Origin of the sequence: Halolamina sp. CBA1230, from assembly GCF_002025255.2 — an archaeon.
GTDB lineage: Archaea > Halobacteriota > Halobacteria > Halobacteriales > Haloferacaceae > Halolamina.
Genome location: NZ_CP054590.1, coordinates 25,301 through 45,106 on the forward strand (window position 1 = coordinate 25,301; position 19,806 = coordinate 45,106).

Annotated in this window: 17 protein-coding genes and 4 pseudogenes; 5 read left to right on the plus strand and 16 right to left on the minus strand. The window is 56.0% G+C overall.

The genetic code is table 11. The features are described 5' to 3' along the window. Positions 1 to 254: 254 nt before the first annotated feature. Entirely contained in the window at positions 255 to 1,574 is a 1,320-nt protein-coding gene (locus B4589_RS17885; RefSeq protein WP_079232121.1) for an RNA-guided endonuclease TnpB family protein, read from the plus strand. 69 nt (positions 1,575 to 1,643) lie between these two features. Here B4589_RS17885 and B4589_RS17890 read toward each other — a convergent pair whose 3' ends face one another. From B4589_RS17890 to tnpA, 3 genes are all read right to left on the minus strand, one after another. Continuing rightward, the gene (locus B4589_RS17890; RefSeq protein ID WP_079232122.1) at positions 1,644 to 2,900 is read right to left on the minus strand and encodes an orc1/cdc6 family replication initiation protein; all 1,257 of its coding nucleotides are present in this window, start codon (positions 2,898 to 2,900) and stop codon (positions 1,644 to 1,646) included. Positions 2,901 to 3,568: 668 nt separating this feature from the next. Further along, positions 3,569 to 4,810, minus strand: coding sequence for an RNA-guided endonuclease TnpB family protein (locus B4589_RS17895; RefSeq protein ID WP_079232123.1), 1,242 nt, complete (start codon positions 4,808 to 4,810; stop codon positions 3,569 to 3,571). Positions 4,811 to 4,816: 6 nt separating this feature from the next. Continuing rightward, positions 4,817 to 5,221 carry an IS200/IS605 family transposase gene (gene tnpA / locus B4589_RS17900; protein ID WP_079232124.1) on the minus strand — a complete coding sequence of 135 codons (405 nt, stop codon included), beginning with the start codon at positions 5,219 to 5,221 and terminating at the stop codon, positions 4,817 to 4,819. A 377-nt stretch (positions 5,222 to 5,598) separates the two neighbouring features. Between tnpA and B4589_RS17905 the strand changes: the two genes are divergently transcribed. Beyond that, the gene (locus tag B4589_RS17905; RefSeq protein ID WP_079232125.1) at positions 5,599 to 5,916 is read left to right on the plus strand and encodes a hypothetical protein; all 318 of its coding nucleotides are present in this window, start codon (positions 5,599 to 5,601) and stop codon (positions 5,914 to 5,916) included. 2 nt (positions 5,917 to 5,918) lie between these two features. On the opposite strand, the gene B4589_RS17910 is transcribed toward B4589_RS17905, so the two are convergent. Both B4589_RS17910 and B4589_RS17915 read right to left on the minus strand, forming a co-directional pair. Next, positions 5,919 to 7,172, minus strand: coding sequence for a site-specific integrase (locus B4589_RS17910; protein ID WP_079232126.1), 1,254 nt, complete (start codon positions 7,170 to 7,172; stop codon positions 5,919 to 5,921). Positions 7,173 to 7,614: 442 nt separating this feature from the next. Beyond that, on the minus strand, positions 7,615 to 9,291 hold the full coding sequence (locus B4589_RS17915; RefSeq protein WP_176330582.1) for a transposase: 1,677 nt from the start codon (positions 9,289 to 9,291) through the stop codon (positions 7,615 to 7,617). Positions 9,292 to 9,884: 593 nt separating this feature from the next. Here B4589_RS17915 and B4589_RS17920 point away from each other — a divergent pair. Both B4589_RS17920 and B4589_RS17925 read left to right on the plus strand, forming a co-directional pair. Then, positions 9,885 to 11,012 (plus strand): hypothetical protein, encoded by a 1,128-nt coding sequence (locus tag B4589_RS17920; RefSeq protein ID WP_143414220.1) that lies wholly within the window; start codon positions 9,885 to 9,887, stop codon positions 11,010 to 11,012. Between the two features lie 413 nt (positions 11,013 to 11,425). After that, positions 11,426 to 11,806 carry a hypothetical protein gene (locus B4589_RS17925; RefSeq protein WP_143414221.1) on the plus strand — a complete coding sequence of 127 codons (381 nt, stop codon included), beginning with the start codon at positions 11,426 to 11,428 and terminating at the stop codon, positions 11,804 to 11,806. A gap of 78 nt (positions 11,807 to 11,884) precedes the next feature. On the opposite strand, the pseudogene B4589_RS18410 reads toward B4589_RS17925, so the two are convergent. From B4589_RS18410 to B4589_RS17960, 9 genes and pseudogenes are all read right to left on the minus strand, one after another. After that, positions 11,885 to 12,235 (minus strand): annotated as a pseudogene (locus B4589_RS18410) (type II toxin-antitoxin system PemK/MazF family toxin). Then, the gene (locus B4589_RS17930) at positions 12,232 to 12,603 is read right to left on the minus strand and encodes a helix-turn-helix domain-containing protein (RefSeq protein WP_079232137.1); all 372 of its coding nucleotides are present in this window, start codon (positions 12,601 to 12,603) and stop codon (positions 12,232 to 12,234) included. Before B4589_RS17930 ends, B4589_RS18410 begins: the two are co-directional and overlap by 4 nt. A 388-nt stretch (positions 12,604 to 12,991) precedes the next feature. Next, on the minus strand, positions 12,992 to 13,393 hold the full coding sequence (locus tag B4589_RS17935) for a hypothetical protein (RefSeq protein WP_079232128.1): 402 nt from the start codon (positions 13,391 to 13,393) through the stop codon (positions 12,992 to 12,994). Next, a complete protein-coding gene (locus B4589_RS17940) occupies positions 13,390 to 14,250 on the minus strand; it encodes a ParA family protein (protein WP_079232129.1) in 861 nt (286 codons plus the stop codon). The genes B4589_RS17935 and B4589_RS17940 overlap by 4 nt, the downstream gene beginning before the upstream one ends. Before the next feature lie 340 nt (positions 14,251 to 14,590). Next, positions 14,591 to 14,797: pseudogene (locus B4589_RS17945) on the minus strand (zinc ribbon domain-containing protein); the annotation flags it as partial. Beyond that, positions 14,796 to 15,050 (minus strand): annotated as a pseudogene (locus tag B4589_RS18415) (RNA-guided endonuclease TnpB family protein); the annotation flags it as partial. The pseudogenes B4589_RS18415 and B4589_RS17945, both read right to left, overlap by 2 nt. Next, a pseudogene (locus tag B4589_RS17950) lies at positions 14,981 to 15,382 on the minus strand (hypothetical protein); the annotation flags it as partial. The pseudogenes B4589_RS17950 and B4589_RS18415, both read right to left, overlap by 70 nt. A 10-nt stretch (positions 15,383 to 15,392) precedes the next feature. Next, a complete protein-coding gene (locus B4589_RS17955) occupies positions 15,393 to 15,890 on the minus strand; it encodes a type II toxin-antitoxin system VapC family toxin (protein ID WP_255246185.1) in 498 nt (165 codons plus the stop codon). Positions 15,891 to 15,896: 6 nt separating this feature from the next. Continuing rightward, complete coding sequence (locus B4589_RS17960) at positions 15,897 to 16,208, minus strand: hypothetical protein (RefSeq protein ID WP_049892658.1); 312 nt, start codon at positions 16,206 to 16,208, stop codon at positions 15,897 to 15,899. 649 nt (positions 16,209 to 16,857) lie between these two features. On the opposite strand from B4589_RS17960, the gene B4589_RS17965 reads away from it, so the two are divergent. Then, complete coding sequence (locus B4589_RS17965; protein WP_176330587.1) at positions 16,858 to 18,147, plus strand: orc1/cdc6 family replication initiation protein; 1,290 nt, start codon at positions 16,858 to 16,860, stop codon at positions 18,145 to 18,147. 700 nt (positions 18,148 to 18,847) lie between these two features. Here the strand turns inward: B4589_RS17965 and B4589_RS17970 are convergent. Continuing rightward, positions 18,848 to 19,408, minus strand: coding sequence for a hypothetical protein (locus B4589_RS17970; RefSeq protein ID WP_079232132.1), 561 nt, complete (start codon positions 19,406 to 19,408; stop codon positions 18,848 to 18,850). A 2-nt stretch (positions 19,409 to 19,410) separates the two neighbouring features. Next, the gene (locus B4589_RS17975; protein ID WP_079232133.1) at positions 19,411 to 19,803 is read right to left on the minus strand and encodes a hypothetical protein; all 393 of its coding nucleotides are present in this window, start codon (positions 19,801 to 19,803) and stop codon (positions 19,411 to 19,413) included. Positions 19,804 to 19,806: the final 3 nt, after the last annotated feature.

Genomic DNA, 19,806 nt, shown 5'->3' on the forward strand with positions numbered 1-19,806 from the left:
CATCAATAGACCGGAGTGAACCACCGCGCCCTACACACCCGCAATGACGGGGTGCTTGAGGGCTTGGCTTCCAGATTTGACAATCTCGAACAAGTTATCGAAGAGTGATCGCTATGCCGTCCGTGAATTTAACTCTTACAGGCTAAGTCCCCGTCCTCAAGGAGCGACCGAAGAGAGCGAGTAGGGCGGGGATACAGCCGTACACTCCGGAACTTTCCAAACGTTCAACTGACTAACAACCTAATAAATCAGTAGTGGTTGAGGAGACGTTCAAGTACGCTGCAACGCCGGAAGACGCCGAGACAGCCACGGCTGCATGGCACGATATTCAGACGTGCCGGGAAGTGTACAACCACGCCCTCACGCAAGAATACCGCCCACGCCCCGACTACGACAAACCATCGTATACGGAGATGCAGAACAAACTCACCGGGACAACCGGGTGGAAACAACGCTGGCCGGAATGGAAGAACGCGTATTCCAAATGCCTACAAATGGCTATCCGGCGCATCAAACAAAGCGAACGCGTCCTTGAATCACTCCAAACCCGAGGCTACAACGTTGGGCAGTTGAAATGGAAACCACCGCGAGAGTACCGCAGCATCACGTACAACCAGTCCGGTTTTGACGTGGATCATAACACGGACCGAACTGGTCACGCGATCGTGAACTTCTCCAAAATCGGTGACTTCCACCTCAACTACCACCGCCCACTCCCCGAAGACGGAGACATCACACAAATCATCCTGAAGAAAGAGAAAACCGGAGACTGGTCCGTCAGCATCGTCGTTGAGTACGACCCGCAATACCCGGAGAAACCGTGTGTCGAGGAGATTAACCCAACAGATACAGTCGGGATTGATCTCGGCATCACGAAGTTCATTCACGACTCAGCCGGCCGATCGTTTGGGTCACTTGACGAGCAACGTGACCGCGACCGCATCGAACGCCGGCACCGTAATCTCTCCCGGAAAGCATACGGCTCGAACAGCTGGGAGAAAGCCCGGCAGAAACTCGCTCAGGCATACGACCAGTTGCAGAACCGTCGTGAAGACTACCGGGAAAAACTCGCTGACGAATACACCACTCGGTATGACGCAGTGTTCCTCGAAGATCTGGACGTGAAAGCGATGACAGAGGATGATGGGAACAGTCGGAACATCGCGTCGATGTCATGGCGGCAAACGATTCAGGCATTCAAACGCCACGGGAAGAAAAACGGGTGTTACGTTATCGAGGTGCCACCGGAAGGCACGACGAAACGCTGCTCACAATGCGGCTGTGAAACAGAGAAACCTCTCTGGGTGCGTGAGCACTCGTGCCCGTCGTGTGGGTTCGAAACTGACAGGGACTACAATGCAGCGTTAGAAATCAAACGTTTGGGGTTGGAGAAACTTGGTGTTGAAGCAACTATGCAGACAGTAGGTCAGGGCATGGCCGAATCAACGCCTGCGGAGACTGCGCTCCCTGGGGACACTGAGGAAACATCCGATGAGGTGTCTCCAAAGCGCGTCGTGGAAACAGGAAGCCCCTGCCTCAAGGAGCCGCCGAAGGCGGCGAGTAGGCAGGGGTAGTTCACCCGATCTTCACCCTCCGTTGTTTCCGGAGCTATCAGGAATTCAGTTCCACCACAGAGCTCCGATTCAGTAGTCTGAGATATCGGACTGAAGGATATTGTTATCGCCGGCCGTCGACTCGATGATGTTCGCAAGTTCTTCGAAGCGAGTCGTCGACAGGAGCACCTCCAGCACGGCTTTCAGCGGAACATCAAGTTCGTACTCGTGATACCGGCCAGCCGAGAGCCCCTCGTTCCGTTCATAGACGCTGATGAGCCCGAGCATATTCATATCCGAAAGGTGGTCGCGAACACGGCGTTCGCTCACGCTGTCGGCGTCAAGCCGGTCGCAGATTTTCACGTATCGTTCATAGAGATCGCGGGAGCGGACGGGGACGTCGTCGAGTGCCTGATGGTACGCAAGCGCGCAGAGGACAGCGTGTCCCTGTGTCGTGAGTTCCTGCATTCCCTCGTAAAGTTGGTTCTTTTCGAGTTCGTCTTGGGCATCCCGGACGTGCTCCTCGGTCACGGTGTCAGAATCGGCGGCTTGTGCGAGTTCGCCGGCCTCACGGAGCAGTCGGATCGCCTGCCGGGCTGATCCCGTGTCTTGGGCGGCAAACGCCGCACAGAGCGGGACAACATCTTCAACGAGGACGTCCTCGTGGAACGCTTTCTCGGCACGTGGGTTGAGAATCGAGCGTAGCTGATTCGCATCGTATGGGGGGAAGAGAATCTCCTTTTCGGCGAGTGTGTCCTTGACCTTCGGCGAGAGATTATCCCGGAACTGGAAGTCGTTGCTGATGCCAACGATTACCGGGCGGACGTCGTCAACGTAGCCGTTCGATCGTGCTCGTGGGAGCCCGTAGAGGATGTCATCAGAGTGGCCGATGTTGTCGATTTCGTCGAGGACGATTACGACGGTACCACCGAGCGCGTCGAGTTCCTCGTAGAGGATGTCGAAAACTCGTTGCTGAGAGTAGCCGGTAGTACTGATGCGGTCTTTATTCTGGCTTGCGCGAAGTTCGTTGACGAGAGCGACGGCGACCTGGTAGGACGAGGAAAGGTTCTCACAGCTGACCCAAACTGTCGAGAGCTCGACGTCGTCGTATTCGGCCGCATCGTTCTCGAGGTGGGACAGCATAAACTTCGTCGCGACGGTCTTCCCCGTTCCCGTCTTGCCGTACAGAAAGATGTTCGATGTCGGGCGATTATCGATGATCGGCTGGAGGGCTCGTTGATATTTTTCGAGCATCTCATCTCGTTCTCGGATATCCTCGGGCTCGTAGGAATCGTCAAGTGGTTCGGCATCAGCGAACACCTGACGGTCTCGTTGGAACATCCCCATGATAGACCGCCACACAGGATGACATCATAAAACCACCGCTTCCTTAGTTTCCGGAGCGTCCGAAGCTCGGTTTGTTAAAACAGATACCCACACCACCAGTTCCGAAGCTCCGTTTATTTATAACACCCTCTCACTCCACTGTTTCCGAAGCTATCGAAATGGCGTGGGGCCACTATCCAGCAAAGACACTATATAACACAAAAGAACTAATATACATACGGTGAAACAGTATCCGCAAAGCAGCAAAAACAGCGCTCTTAGAATAGATATGTTTGGAGTTAAAGGACAGAACTCGTGGATCGGATCGTCTTCTCGGCAATCCATGCCGTCTCTGTTGTAGTCCCCTTCCTTCTCACGTCGATAGCTCCGGAAATGGTGGAGTGAGGGTTCCCGTAGCCTGCCGTCTGCAAAAGCTTCGGAAACGGTGGAGGGGGTTCGTGAACTACCACGAGAGAACAAGTCGTGTCGTAGACTGGCAGATATCCCACCTGCAGTACGGGAAGCCCGTTGTTTACCACGGGGAGGATGTCACCAGCGCGCGGGGATGTCGTGTGGGGACCGGACCCGTTCAAGTCGGGTGAGAAACGCGTCCGTGGCTGATCCTCAACAACGACACGCACCCATTCGCTGAAGGGGAGTACATGACGGTCACAGTGAACTACCCTACCCTACTCGCTCACGGCTGACGCCGTTCGCTCCTTGAGGGTAGGGCTTCCTGCTTCCACGACGCGCTTTGCAGACACGGAGGTGTCCACAGGGAGCGCAGTCTCCACAGGCGTTGATTCGGAGTGTCCCACTCCTACATCTTCGAGGCCGCGAGAAAGAATGTTCCACGCCGCGTTCGCGTCCCTGTCTGCCTCGAACCCGCAGGCGGGACAGGAGTGTTCACGGACCCACAACGGCTTCTCCGTCGAGACACCGCACGCCGCGCACTCCTTGGTCGTCCCTCTCGGGTCCACCGCTACGAAGTGCGTTCCCTCCCGCTTGCACTTGTATTCGAGCAACGAGAGGAACGTCCGCCACGCGGCAGACGCCGTGTTGCGGCTGTTCGACGGCGACTCCATCATCCCCTTCACGTTCAGGTCTTCGACGGCTACGAGGTCGTACTCTCCCGCGTAGTAGTTCGAGAGTTTGTGCAAGAAGTCACGGCGCTTCCGTCGAAGGTCGGCATGACACTCCGCAACCCGACGCCGTTGCTTCTCGTAGTTGTTCGAGCCGTGTTGCTTCCGCGAGAGCTTTCGTTGCTCGCGCTCCAAGCGTTCGCGCTCGTCAGAGAGGTCGAGCGACCCGACCGCCGTGCCGTCGGTGTCGTGGGCGTACTTGAGAATCCCAACGTCGATACCGACGCACCGCTCGGGGTTCTCGGGCGGTTCGGGTGGTTCACGGTCTATTTGGACGCCGAACGTGGCGAACCACTCACCCGTCGGCTCCTTCTTAACCGTGACCTGTTTGAGCTTCGCGTCGTCGGGGATGGCGCGGTGGAGCTGTATCGGAATATCCGCGAGTTTCGAGAGGGACAGCACAGTCTGGCCGCCCTTCTTGTCGAGCTTGAAGCCAGACTGACTGTACGTGAAACTGCGGAACTCCCGTGGTGGCTTCCATTTGAGTTGACCGACGCCGTAGCCGTTCTCCTTGAGTTTGGAGAGGCCTTTGAGGTTGTCGAACAGGCGTTCCACGACGGTTTGGAGAACCTTCGAGTACACGTCCGAGAGGTCGTCCCACCACTTCTTGAGGTCGGGTAGTTCCGACCGAAGCGTGGTCATAGACGGCAGTTCACCGTGTTCGTCTTGGTACTCGTTGAGACGGTAGAGCGTGTGGTTGTACAGTTGCCTACAAATGTCTCGGTGGCGGTCCAACTCCTCACGGTGGGCGTCGGACGGCTTGAGACGGTACTTGTAGGCGTAGTACATGACGCTCTATTCGCGTTGGTTCTCGACGTACTGTTTCAGCACATCCAGCGATACCTGCCCCGTCGAGATGAGGCAATACGAGTCATTCCAGAACGAGTCACCCCACAGTTCGGTTTTCAGTTCCTCCTCGTACTCGTTTCGGATACGGCGAGCGGTCGCACCCTTGACCGTGTTGATGAACTTCACGAGGTCCGTGGTGGGTTTCGCTCGGAACAGGATGTGAACGTGGTCGTCCTCGCCGTCGAGGTTCGTCAGTTCGACGCCGTAATTGTCCGTGAACCCGCTGATGACCCCGCGAATGAATTGGGTTCGCTCCTCGGTGAGCACTCCACGCCGATACTTCGTGGTGAGTATCAGGTGGTAATGCAGGGAGTACGTCGAGTGCGCTCCCGAATCGAGGTCGTATTCCATTGGGTTCGTACTTTTGTACGGTACCCCAATGCAAAAACATTGCGACTACGTGGGCCTGTGGGCCTGCAACCGTATCGCTGTATGAACAGATGATGACGGCGCTGTATCTCCACCCTACTCCGCTCTCTCCGGTCGCTCCGTTAAGGGTGGGGCTTAGCGCCTATATACAGCTAAAACGCTGAAATGGCGTCCCAATTACGGTAGTGCCCTTGCATCATCGTCGTAGGGACGCTTAGTGGGGGCTCGTCCACTCTTCCTACCGGACACTCCCACTTCGACACAGGAGCACGCAATACGACCCGGACGGGCCGGCATCCTCCGACTGAGGGTCTTAACCAACCCAAACGCCCTTGACGTCCCGGTGAATTGGTTAAGCCATGCAGCAGCCACCCGCGGTGATCGCCGCGTGCCTCGACGGCGCCGACGAGGAAACGCTGCGGGCAACGATCGCGTACTGCGAGACCCAGCTTGAGACCGACGACGGCGACGATACTGACGAGTCCGAGCGGGACCCTGAGGCGCCCGAGGGGTACGACGACGAGGAATGGGCCGACGCCATCGACGACTGCAACGCGCCGACGCGGGCGACGTTGACGACGAAGGAGATCAACGGGAATCGCTACTACTACTGGCAGTGGAGCGAGGGAGAAACAACCAAGTCAGAGTACATCGCGCCCGTGAACCCGAAGCGATAGAGCTACTCCTCACTCTCCTCGTCGAATGCAGCCCCGACGTCGGCACTCCGCTCGGGGACCTTGATGTGGGAGTAGTGTTTCTGCACGACGCCAGGCGTGTTGTCGAGTTGTTCAGCGGCGTCGTCGTACCCACGTTGCTTGACCAGTACCTTCCCAACCCCACGCCGAGCACCGTGCGGGGCGAGGTAGTCGTGCTTTGAGTCCGAGAAGTCGAGTTCACCGACAAAATCCTCGTCATTGTTGAGGTCCTCACAAAGCCGCTGTAGCACGTTCCGCCCCGAAGTCGTGTTCACCGCTGGCGGCGTCACGCCCCATTCTCGGCAGAGATCGAAGAGATCGGCACGGCCATCGACGGCGTCGAGGGTGCCCTCAACGTCATCCTCCGAGAGGTGGTCTGGTGCTTCGTTGCGGAGGCGCTTGTAGTAGAGACGCCACGCAAGCGAGGGAAACACTGGCCACTCCTCGGCGGGGTTCAGCGCCGCCTGCAGCCGCTTCAGCGCTGGCACGGGCTTCGGCGTGAGTGCGCGGTCGTCGATGTTCTTTTTTCGCTTCTTCGGGACGACCCAGATGAGTTCTCGGTCGAGGTTTACGTCACCCCAGCGGAGGCCGTCGCGGTCGGGGTCGTTCGGGTCGCGTAGGATCTCGCCACCACGAACGCCGCTGAAGGCGATGGTGTCGACGAAGGCCCGATCACGGAGTTCCTTTGCTGCGTCGGCGGCCCGATCTACATCGTCAAGCGCCTCCCCGACGATGTGGTCGGTGTAGCGCGTGATCGTCTCGCGCTGCTCCTGACTCCACGTTTGCTGGTCGCGGACCGAGTCATCGCTATTCTCAGGGAGCGGCTCTTGGGAAGCCTCACTGTCGGCGTAGTGTGTCGAGAGCACACCCTCGCGGACGGACCACCCACACCACGCGGAGACCATTGCGTAATAGGTCCGCATCGTCCCCGATGAGATCGAGTCGGTGAAGCTCGTCTCGTCACTGGTTTTCGGTTCGCCACCTGGTGTCAGCCAGTCCTCGACGGCAAGATATCGAGCAAATCGCCGGAAATGCGAGTCGTCGAGGTGCTCCGCCTCGGCGGGCGGGCTGGGGTCCTCGGTATCGAGGTACTGGAAAAACGCTCGCAGCGCGCGAGCACAGTTCCGGCGGTAGTTCCCGCTCGAGCCTTTTCCCTTGGACTCGAGGAACTGTTCCGCCGCGTCGACGAGCTCGTCGGCGACAGCCGGGTAGTCGGCCGAGTCGAGATCGCCGCTCATCTTAGATCCTCCGGAGCCATGTCCTGACGGCTCGAACCCCAGGGGAAGCCGTTTCGTGAGTCGATCCAGCGACCATGCTGTGGGGTAGGGCGACCACCCACAATAAAGTACTATGTATTAGCACAGTAAGCAACAGTAGTTTGTCTCAGAAGTCAAACGTCCGCATGAGTGGCTGTCGCGTCAGTATTCAGTCGATACACCATATATAGCCATTTGATATACCAATAATCACGATATCTTTTGCTTGTCTGTGGAAGTTGAGACTACGGCGGGTTTAGCGGGGCTGTGATGCGTGGTTTCGACCGAATCGATGAGTGGAAACTGCTTCAGATCGCTCTCCGAACGTCCATTCTTGTTGATATAGCTACCATATGAGCAATTTTCTACAACTTTCGGTAGCGTTGCCACTCAGACGACGTTCTATCACGGGTAGAGTACCGTACTACCCGATTCCGGTCTTCTTCTTCAACAGCGTGAGCGTATTATCGGCAGTCACCATCGGTGACCGTTCGTATTCTCCAGTCAACTCGACTTGGACGAGCAGATCGACCGCTCGCCAGATCGAGTACAAGAGACACGCAAATGCGAAGTAGAAGAACCGGAGCCCGAAATTCGTCGACGTCGTCGCAGCCATGAATCGCTTAATCGACCTGTAGCCGCTCTCAATCTCCCACCGGTAGCCGTACTCACTGAGAAAACCGCCACCCCGGTTGGACATGAACACCGAGTACTGCCGGTGGTCATCGTGCTCAGAGTTCTCTTTCCGACGGTAGATCAGCGTCGTCTCGTGCCACTCATTCTTCCCGAGATGGAGTTTGCGATCGGTCTCGTACCGGTCCTGACCCTGTTGGAGTAACCGCTTCGCCTGAGCTTTCTCGCTGGTCTGCATCCGCTTCGGCACGACGTAGGAGAGCCCACGCTGGCTGATCATCTCCAGGATGTGCTGACTATCAAACTCCCGGTCCATCAGCACGTTATCGACGTGAACGAAGTCCTCAGCGGAGGCGAGAAGATCTTCAACGATCTCTTTGCGTGACTCGCCTTTCCGTACCGGGCGGGCATCAAGGACAAGTGGAACAGCGTTGCCGACCAGCTGGACGGTCGCCCATTGGTAGGCGTACTCGTCGTTCTTCTCCTTCGTCCCGATAATCTCATCCTCGTGGCCGGTTCGGTCGCCCGTGAAGGGATCGTCCTCAGTGATGTCGATCGCGACGATTCCAGCTCGGAAGAACTCCTCCGTCCCCGCAAGTTCGTTGATGAGCTGTCGGAGTGCCTGTCGGTACATCTCGCGGATCTGCTCGATGGAGAGATCACGAATCTGGTCGCGATGACCGTGCCCGAGTGGCGTTCGATCACGCGTCGATTCGTGGATGAAGCTGCGAGCGCCCTCGTTGGCGGTCAAGTTCTCTCGGAGCCCGAGATAGGTCTGTAAGCCCCAGTAGGCGTTTTCGGGAATCTCACAGCCCTCACCACGATTGAGCGAGAACGCGGGGAATACGACGCGACTGACGTGCTTAGTAATCGTCCCTGCCTCGTCAAGGATGGCCTGGTCGTCAGGGTCCGATTCAGTAGCGTCGTCGCCTCGATCCGGCAGGTTTCGCTCTGGGTCGCGTGGTACAGCGACACCCGCGTTCTGCGCTTTGATGAGAATCGTTCGAGCCGCTTTCTGGATCGTTTCCCGAATATCTCCCGTGAAACGCTTGTTCCAGGTACGCCAGAGCGTCGACTGATCTGGTAGTGAGTCAAGCCCGAGTTGCTCACTAATCTCGGGTGACTGCTGGAGGTATTCGACGAGCGCTGATTCGTGGGGCCACCCGTGGAGTTCCTTGAGGAGAAATACCCGGAACAGCTGCTCCATTTCGTACTGTGTGGTCGACGAGTAGCAGTCGTGCGGAGTGACCTCGAGATACGCCAAGGGAAGCTGGCAGGCGAACTCGTCAACCGACTCGTGAGCATCATGTTCAAACCAGACGCTCGCGACTATTCGAACGTCTTCCTCAACAGCAGCCAGTGAGCTTCGATTGTAGAGTGGAGTCGAATCGTAGTTGGGCCATTCAGAGTGAGGAAGTCGTGCAATGTGACGAAAAACGGTCCGCCGTGACGCGCGCGTCGCAGTCACTACGAGCATCTAGCCGCTGCTCTTTCAAGAACTCGTCCACTACGGGCGAGAACAGGCCTCAGAGATTGTTCAGTGGAATCGATTTCGCCTTCCTTGGCGAGTTCGTTTGCGCGCTGGAGTTGGGAGTTGATAAGTTTGTTCTGCTGGCGTGACCATCCTCCTCGACGTGCTCACGAATATATGTTGCCCACTGTTTGATGAATGACCGGCGATCCTCAATATTCCGCTCAATATCATCCTCGAGCTCGTTTGAGCTGATCATAGTAGTCCTTGACCCCGAGATCTGTAACGTATTCTTTGAGTTGCTCCCTGTTAAGCGATTCTTCGAACGTCTCGTAGAGGTGGAGTGCGTCTTCAAAATCCTTCTCTGATGTACTCTCAGCGTGTTGGGCGAGACGAAGCTTGTATGCAATTTGGAGCTCGAGCGGGCTAATGTTGATCTGAGCATCATCAAGCTCTGCTGTGATCGCCTCGTCGAGTGCTTCTCGTTCGACCTCATCTTCATCCTTATCTGAACACCGCCACTTCGCAAGAGGGAAGTACTAAGACCTATATAGTATCTAACTGACGTGTCAATGAACCGGAGGTCACTATTGAGCGTGCTTGGTACAGGTGGAATTACCCTTGTGGCAGGGTGTTCATCGGGATCATCGTCGAGTCAGGAAGAGACTAGAACGTCAACTGACTCTTCAACACCGACCCCGACACCCACTCCTCCTCAAGATCCTATACTAGCAGGATTTCACCCGAAAGTGTATGGACTCTCTATCGACGTAGACACGGGAGACTGGGAAGGTGACGGAAAAACCGAAATTGATATGCGAAATAAGGGAGAACTTACTATTCCAGCAATTTATTACCAGGGCCATGAACCTCAAGATAACATTGGCGATTGGAGTGGGAATATAGCACCTGACAGATATGCTTCTGGTGTCGTTAAAGCTGACCAGGCAAGTTATGACAACAGCATTTTTTCGGTGACTGTCTACCCGCAGCTCTGGCCCGAAAGTCCCCCCGATAGAGTTCCGGCAGAATTTCTTCAGTCGGATGGGTCTGGTATAACAAATCTTCCAGTAAATCTCCCGCCCTCATATCGTTCTCCCGATGCGACAATGCCAGTGCTACATGGATCACGAGAGGGGGAAGAACTCCATATTCCGCTTCCAGAGGGAATAGATCCATCCTCTGTCAGTGAGTTATCGTTAAAGTCACTCACTCATCCAGGACCTGAGATTGACCTGTATATGAACTCCGACGAGACGAAGATAACCGTTGATGACTCCGCCGGAATTCGAATCTTGCCGAGTACGGTTCCAACCCGGTATTTTGGTCGGAATCCCTATTGGCTTTCAGTTACAGGAATCACCGAGAAAGTAAAACGGCTCGTGACGTTCCCGATGCCGGACATCTCCATCGCCAACGTCGACACCGTAGTTACAGAAAACGATGGATTCCTCGAATGGAAAGACCTCTCGTATGATCTTACTGTCGGAGAGACGGCGACGGGCAAGTTCGAAGTTGCAACGTTCTTCGAGTTGCCAAACGCTGGTCTCGTTGGTGAAACGTATTCTGCAACGGTATCCCCAGGGACCACAACTAGGATTCAGTTAGCGGACCAGGCCTCACGGATTCCGTTACCAATTGATAATAAGGACTTCTTGCTCACAACGTTGGTCCCGTATCCAGTTGCACAGCATACAACCACACTTACGATAGAGTAATTGTGAAAAGAAAAACACGACGGGACCTACTAGCGACGGGTGGTAGTCTCCTATCGCTAGGTCTTGCGGGCTGTTCTACTTTCAGAAGTCCAACGCTACCATCGGGGGAATATCCACAAGGAACATCCAAGTCCGGGATTGAAGATCGCGAACAACTACTCAGTGCGACCCGTAAAGCGTTAAGGAACAATGCATACGACATTACGAGAAAAAACCACCCAATCACAGCGCAGTACCGGAGTAGTCCCTCTGCAAAGCGGCAGGTACGGACGATAAGAGGCCCAAACCAACCAATCGAGATGTTTTTCGAGGATGGGATCGCATATGTGAAAATTGGCCCGGATGGGGAATCCAAGTACGGTAAATGGACCTATGACCGATCGTTCGACCGGATTCATGGTTCTTCCAGTCGTATGACTGTCGATATACTGGGTGGTTCGCTCACGACGACAAATGCAATTGCCCAACTTGACGGACCACAGTCTCTCGATAGTATTCTCGACGTAGGGAACTTCCAGCCTGCAAAAGCAACCGAATTAAACGGTCGGCCAGTACTTAAATTTGCCCTCCAATCCGTAGATCAAAAGAAGGTCGACGAAGATGCGTCTAAAACAGACGGTTCCCTCTACATCGACGCTCAGGGAGTAGTCCACGAAGCCTCCCTCAGAGTTGAAACCACCTCAAACGGGACAACCAACATTAAGGACATCAATTCTGTCAGGATCAACTCTCTATCCGTCAGTGCCATCCCGGAACCATCGTGGATCAAGAAACAATTTCAATCATCTTCCTAATATTAGTCTGCTTATCATTGTGTATGCCTACCAAACATCCATTTCACCACTCTCTGCTCGAACGAAACCGCGAAGAAGCTATTGTAGTTCTTCGAGGAGCGCAGCCACCGCCTGATCAACGGGATCGCTGGTAAGACGTCCTTGCCAGAAGTCGATATCCTCGTGGTCGATCGATTGGACTCCCCACGGAACGATCCGACTCTCATCCGAAGTCCCACCACGTCGCCAGCTCTCCTCCGGAATCTCGAGTAGTCCGTCCATCCATGATTTCGTTGTGAGCGTCACCGCGATATACTTCTCGCCATGGAACGGACGCCCGTCGTGGTTCGAGAGGATGAACTAGGGACGAGCATCCTCCTCGATTTTGAACGAATCATCCCCGTAGACGACGTCACCACGCTCGAAAATTGGGGTCTCTTCGTTGGTCACTGTTCGTCCTCGACGCTTGGGTGTGGTTCCTCGGGTGCGTGCTCACGCCACGATTCCTTATCTTCCTCGCCGAGTTGCTCGTTGAACAGCGCGGTCGTCCGTTCGTAGCCGCTGTATCCTTCGAGGCGCTCCTCGTCGTCAGTCACCGCCCAATACGTTGCCTTGTGTTCGACGAAGTCTCGGCTCTTCAACCGTGAGAGTGCCGTGCTGACCGCACCCTCGTCGACGCCAATCTGGGAGGCGATTTCGCGCGCCCTGAACGCTCGATCCTCGTTGGCAGCGAGAAATCCGAGGACTTGATCGGGGACGGAGAGGTCCGCGAGTTCGCCCTCGCTCGTGTTCTTGAAGGTATCTCGGTCGATGGACATCGTTGAAAGGAGGTACGTCATCCGCTGTAATGAGTGTCAGGTGTGAACGCTACGAAATTGCTGAAGGTGAATCACTGTCCATCGCGAAGGAATTCGAGAAGCGTATGCATTGAGACGACTAGTCTCAACTAGCGCGTTCTATCCCAAAGTATGTCTTCATACCATTTATGAACTATGGCAGGATGCCATATGCATTGAGAAAAGCGGTCTCAACTACTGGTCTCTGTTGCGTTGCGAATGCCGGTCAAAACGTTCACGAGATCCAGTTCTCACAGCGCTTGAGACGTCGATCAACCCGACTTCACCGAGGAGGAATTCGATATTAAGCCGTAATCGACGGGGGAGAACAAAGAATCACCGCGAAAAATAAAGATTGTCCGAGAGTCAACTACACGTGTTCGTAGCCCCATTCACGGAGCTTGTCAGCGACTTCTTCCGGATGTTCCATCGCCACTAGCAAGGCTGCCTCACGCAGGTCGAGCTTGTAGAGCTCTTTCGGGCGGATATCGAGTTCATTGGCGACCGCCCGCTCGAGCTCGTCTTCCCCCTGCGCAGTGTCTTCACGGACGAAGAACTGGAGCACATCGTCCCGATCCTCTTTGACGGAGCCCCGACGCTGATAGTAGGGGAGACTGTATTCGTCACTCGTCGTCGACGTCGACGACGAGTCGGAATCCGTCTCCCCGATGTCGAAGCTGGGTTCGTCCGCCGATTCGTCAACTTCCTGATCATCTGGCGGTTCTTCGGGTTCCTCATCCGCAAATGGGTTGTCACCAGTGCCGGACTTCATGACGCATCACCGCTATCCAGGCCAGCTTCATCTTCAAGATGGGCCGCAAGGGTACGGATCTTCTCGAGTGTCTCCATCTCGTGATCACGCTTGCGGGAGCGGTGCTCATCGATGTACGTGAACGCCGTACACTGCTGTCGCCAGCACCCCTCAAACAGTGAGCCACGTTCTCGAAGAACGACTGGCGCGTCATAGCCGAGATCCTTGACCGTCTCGAGGTAAGAATCCTGGTCGCTTGTCCCCTTGAACCCGTTCGGGACGACTGCGAGGACGCCAACCTCGAGGTCGAGTTGCGCTTCGATTCCGGCGACGAGTTCTTCGAGCCCCTCGACAGACTGGTCGCCTTTACCAGTCAGTTCGAGCGGGATCACGAGCGATCGTGTGGCATCGATCCCGTTGTAGAGATGCGGACCAGCCGTCGCCGGCGGGTCGACGACGATGACGTCGTACTGGCTCGGGACATCGTTCTCTCTGAGTACTCGCCGAAGTTGCTCGTTCCGCGGGAACTCCCAGTCATCGGCTTCAGTCGTTGCTTGATACTCCCCAGCCTTCGTGAGCCAGTCATCGAGTTGTTCGAGTGAGTCGTGACTTGGGATCACGTCGATTCCCTCAGTCGTCCGGATCAGATCCTCGAACTCCCCCTGTGGCCGCCCCACCATGTGGTGGACGATCGTGTCCGCATCCGGATCGCTGCGGTTGTCGTCGACGCCAAGCAGGTGCGACAGGCAGCCTCGTTGCTGGTCGAGGTCGATCACCAGCACGTCATGGCCGCGGTCGACCTGTGCCTTCGCAAGGTTCGCGGTCAGTGTGGTTTTCCCCACACCGCCAGCTTCAGAATAGCTGGTGTAGGTGAGCATATAGGCCTGTTAGTGGGATAGGCCATAAATACTGCGCAGTTGAGATAGTCACACTGGCGAGTTATACTGGCCAATGTGACTGGCCAACTATACTGCACATACATTATGTGTGGGTGGATTGGCCGAGACATTTGGAAAGCACACAACATACTGTCGAAGCACAGTAGGCAGATACAGAGTCTCGATGTCAACGGCGATCTACCACAACCAGTTGAATCGACTATCTGAACAACAAGCTGCGCAGGTAGGTGGGTTTTTGAGGTGGGTGTCCACGGAGAGAGGCTCACCGTGATGTACTGCTTCGACTGTTTGATCGGCGACGTCGTGAATAGCCTCGGGGTCAAGCCCCGAGGCTTCCTGATTCCACGACGCGCTTTGCAGACACACGCTGAAAGCCAGCGGTGTCCGTAGGGAGCGCAGTCTCCACAGGCGTGTCTTCGGGCCATCCCAACCCTAGTTCAGAAAAGCCGCGTTGAAGGACGTTCATCGCCGCGTTCGCATCCCTATCTGTCTCAAACCCACACGATGGACACGAGTGTTCACGTATTCTCGTGTGCCCAGCGCGTCCCGCATTGTTGGAGCGACCCACGCTGTTTCTCGTATTCTCTGCGCCAGTGGTCGAACTCGTCGCCCATCCAGAACGTGCCCGTCGAGGCGACAGCGAGGTTGTTCACGCCGAGGTCAATCCCGAGAACCGTTCCGTTCTCGGTGGTTGCCTGTTCCGACGTATCGAACTCCACGTCCCGCTTGCAGTGGACGTGAAGCACCCAGTCGCCGTTGTGGTAGTGCAGTTCCGCACCCACTCCTCGACCTCCTCGGTGATCGCAGCCAATTCGCTGCGCAGCCCCTCGCGGGTGTTCTCCTCGATGAGCGTCCGGATCTCCTCGAAGAGCAAGCGCGTGTAGTCCAGCTGATAGCGTGTGGTCTCACCGGCCTCGACGCGACGCAGCTGGCCCTGGTCGACGAGATCCTGGAGTTCCTCGTTGGCCGTGCTCCAGGCAGCGTCGGCCTGCTCGCTGATCCAGCTGACCGACCGCGGTTCACGGAGCGTCTCGGCGACCGCTCGAATGCGGTCGCGGGCGCTCATCGACTCGGTCCACGATTGGACGCCATCCCGTGGGGACTCAGGCATACTTGGCACCCTAGCTCTGACTGCGATATGGAAGTGTTGTCACGTCGAACGCATCGTAGTGTCGGTCGTACGTGAGGATGTGATCGACCGCCAGTTCGTCCATGTGTGCGGCAACAATGAAATCGGTGAGTGACGCATCCAGATCCGTCCACTCGACGAACGTTGCTTTGGCGTCATCGAAAACGTCCTCAGAGACGGATTCGAACTGATAGAGCGTGCTCTCGTCGAGCGTCGTCAGGAACGACGCAGCGTTCCGCATCGACGCTTGCTTTTTCAGCCGTGTGGCAGCCTCGTCGACGATGTGATCGTTGACGATGAGGCGACGATAGGGGAGGTCACCGTCGCGGACAAAGGCCATGAACACCCGCGAGACTGCGTGCATCTGATCTTGTGGGTTGAATAATGCGTACAGGAACTTCGGCCCGACGACGACCTGATGGCGGACGTGCCCCGGGCGAAAATGCTCGGGCGTGATCGTCCCAATCGGGGTTTCGACTGGTTCAGCCATCCGAATTCAGGATTGCGCGGACGGGTCGTCGGCGAGCGTGAACGATTCGTCACTGCCATCCCACTCCTCGACGAGATCGTCTTCCTCGCGGGCATCCGTCGCGGCCGACGCTGGGAGCGATTCGTCCTCGAGGTCGTCGAGGACTGTGAACGCCGGGTCGTTCGGGTCAGCCTGCTGCTGGCGTTCGATCCACTCGATCAGTGCCTCGTGACCGGCTTCCTTAAGCGAGAGGCCGTGCTCTCGCGCGAACTCCCGGAAGCGTTCGTATTCGTCCTCGTTCAGTTCAGTTTGCACGTGCTTGGTGTCGTTACTGCTCATAGAGACCCCAGTTACTACTCCCTTCTACTTTCTCATGGAGTATAAGATGTTCGCATGAGATAGTTCATGGCCCATATTCAAACGGGAGACAGGGCGGACTACTGGCCCTGACGTTGAAATACGAATCCGGGACAAACCACACCTGTCGTTAGCCCCGGAGATCAGCCACGGACTGACCGACTTCACGGACGGAGTCGCTCCGCTCCAGATCGAGTTCTTCGGCGAGGTAAGAGATGAATTGAGTAACAAATCGAGCGGGAACACCCCGTGCGCAAAATGAAATTCGAACGGTGAACATCAAGAGAACCGGAGACTGAACCGATTTTCACTTCGATGACGGGGGGTCTTCCACCAGATGTACTTCGGTGATGGTTCTTACTATCGAGCCGTGAAACCACGGAATTCAAGCGATTTATTGGATACAGCGGCCGAATAAACATCGACGGAGGTTAATCTTTTTAATGCTCCGGTGTGCAGCAGGCATATGGCCGGTAGTGATCAGGAAGGGGCGAACCAATCCACCCTTGATGAAGAAACTAGTTCTACGTCGGATGGACAGCAGTTAGAATCCGCCCATGAGAACGCTGCCGGAGACTCAAGCCAAAATCAGGGATCGACCGAAGAGAGCACCCAGCGGTCGATCCGTGATATGCTCGATGACGAGGGGGAGGCATCAGTTTTCGTCAACCGAGACCTCGTCGAGCCTGACACGATTATCGACGAGGAGCGAATCGTCGGCCGTGACGACCAGCTCGAGTCCGTCGTCTCGTTTCTGAAACCAACTCTCCAAGGAAATCGGCCGCCGAATATGCTGCTGTACGGTCCCGCAGGGACAGGTAAGTCACTCATCATCGGGGCCGTCACGCAACAGATCATCGAGCTCTGTCAATCCAAAGGCGAACGGTTCGGCGTTGTCGATATCAACTGCCAACCAATCAATACGCTCGATCAGGCCGTCTACGAACTCGTCCAAACTGTCGCCCAGGACGTTGGTACTGAAGGCGGAGTTCCAGAGACCGGCGTCTCGACGAAGCGCAAGTACCGACGTCTGTACGAACTCATCAACGAGCACTACGATTCGGTCATCTTCATTCTCGATGAAATCGATCTCTTGGTCGGCCGGCGCGAAAACGACGAACCCGCATACTCAAAGCTTCTCTATCAGCTCTCGCGGGCGAGTAACACGAACGAAATCGAAGGCCGCGTGTCCGTCGCAGCGCTGACGAACGATCCAAAGTTTATGGAAGACATCGACGGGCGTGCCGAGAGCTCGTTCAATCCACGTGACGTCTACTTCCCTGACTACGATGCGAATCAGCTGCGCGAAATTCTCGAAAATCGACGCGATGCGTTCCGTGAAGATGCTCTCGAGGACGATGTGATTCCGCTCGTAGCGGCGTTCGCTGCACAAAGTCACGGTGACGCACGGAAGGCGATCGATCTATTCCGCGGTGCCGGTGATCTCGCGGACGAACGAGGAGATGAAGTGGTCACGGAGGACCACGTCCGAGAATCTCAGGAGGAAATTGACAAAGACCGGTCACTGAAGCTCGTTGAGGGGCTTACGACACAAAAGAAGATTTCACTGTACGCAACCGCAGCCGTTGCGTATCACTCGAGTCGGACGGGTAGTTCCGTCCCAAGCCCGGTTGGATTCAAAGTTTATCAGTGGGTCACGAACGAACTCGATGCAGACCAGATGACTCGTGAGACGTACGTCAAATATGTCAAAGAACTCTCAACGTACGGGTTGATTTCAACATCTCGGAAAAGCCGCGGACGAGGCGGTGGGATGTATATGGAGTTCACATTCACGGGTGATCCTGAAGCGATGATGACTCGGATCGTCGATGATACACGCCTGGAAGGAATAGCCCAGCAGGAAGAACTCCTCAGTTCAGTCGTGAATGCTCAGCTGAAAGAATTTCACGAGGAGTAAGAATCCTGGCGAGCACCCGGTGGAGAACACACCCCCCATCTTCGATGTGTAAAGTCGAGATTGTAGCGGGGGAGAGGTCGAGAGCGTCCTGAACTGGTGGCGGTGAGTCAGCGAACACGGAGCAGCCACTTCCGCATCAGATCCTTCCAACCCACTGGAAACGAGATCAAGACACGGAGTCTCGTGACCCCCACCCCCCGTCATCGATGTGTAAACAGCAGGGGTGGAAGGGGGAACTCACGTAGAATAAATCACGAAAGTCGGGCTTGACGCCACGAGACGGTTGAAAACAAGAGAGATCGTGTAGGAGGTCGAGAAGCGTGATATGGGCATCTCTGTTCGGTTAGTCGAAGCGTCGCTTCTCCTAACCTTCACATTCAAATGCAGTACGGTTCCGGTTGTAACGCACTACATATAAAACCTTCCCATACAATATGCATTGCTTACAGGAATATAGATTACGTCGCTGAGACGCTCTCCTTCGCGTTAATGGTCTCATCGCCGGTTTTCGCCATTCTGTTCTCGTCACCCCCCTCCCTCCTCTCATGGTTTTACACATCGATGACGGGGGGAGGGAGTGTGGCCGTAGTTCTCTATCTTTCTGCGAGGAGAGAATCCCGCCCTGAAGGGCGGGAGTGAATCCGACAATCCCTCACAACCCACTCTCGATGGCAGGCCGGATATTCAGCTCTCATCCGTCTCATTTTTCGAGATGGTGTTGCCGTAGCTGGGCAATATACTGTGCATCCCAGCCTTTGGTTTCGACGTAGTAGCTGAGCGCAGTATCGACGTATTCCACGGGCAGGATCTCGTGAGTGGCGAGCGTACAGAGGATGTGCGGTGTCGTGAAAAGCGTGTTCCGGTCGTCGAGAGCAAGATTGATGAAGAGGTAGTTGGTGGTGTTGAATTCGTCCGTGATGAAGAGGTCTGCCTCCAACTCGTTGGCTAGCCAGACACCCTCCGCCTCTCCCTGATCAAGCCCGTAGTCGAGTGGCTCATCGGCTCGGTCGTCGACGTCGTGTGTCGTTACATGATGCGCAGCCTGGAGGACGAGATCGGCGGCGGCAGCCAGAAGGCCATCGTCTCCCGTGGCATCGGTGACCTCGCCGAGAACGCTCGCTGGGATGTGGATGTCGTACGCGGTGAGGAGTGCTTTGAGCGGATCCCCGCCAGAGGGATCTTTCGGTCGCCCGTCGACGACTGGCGTGGCGAGATTCAACAGGACGTTCGTATCGACGACGGCAACGGCGCGCTCCGACATCGTCAGGCACGCGACTCGTCATTGGAATCAGCCGACTCGGAGTCCGTCCATTTGGAGACCTCGCCGTCGTAGAAGGCCTCGTCACTCGGGAGACCATCCTTGAGTGTAGGAATGGCGGGCGTCCGGTCGATCGACTCCCGGAGGAGTTTCAATCGCATCGCCTCTTCACGTCCGAGGATCGCTTCGACGGTGTCGTAGTCGACACGACCGTCGTAGTAGGCGTCGCTCAGTCGCCGGCGGAACTCCTCGTCGTTTGCGAGTTCTTCGAGTTCGTCCTCGAGTGCCTCGATTAGGAGGCGAGTCCGAGAGATATCGAGAATATCAACGACGCTATCGGCGCGCTCGACGAGGGATTTCGGGGCGTTGAAATCGACGCGGGTTTTCTCTTCAGCCATCAC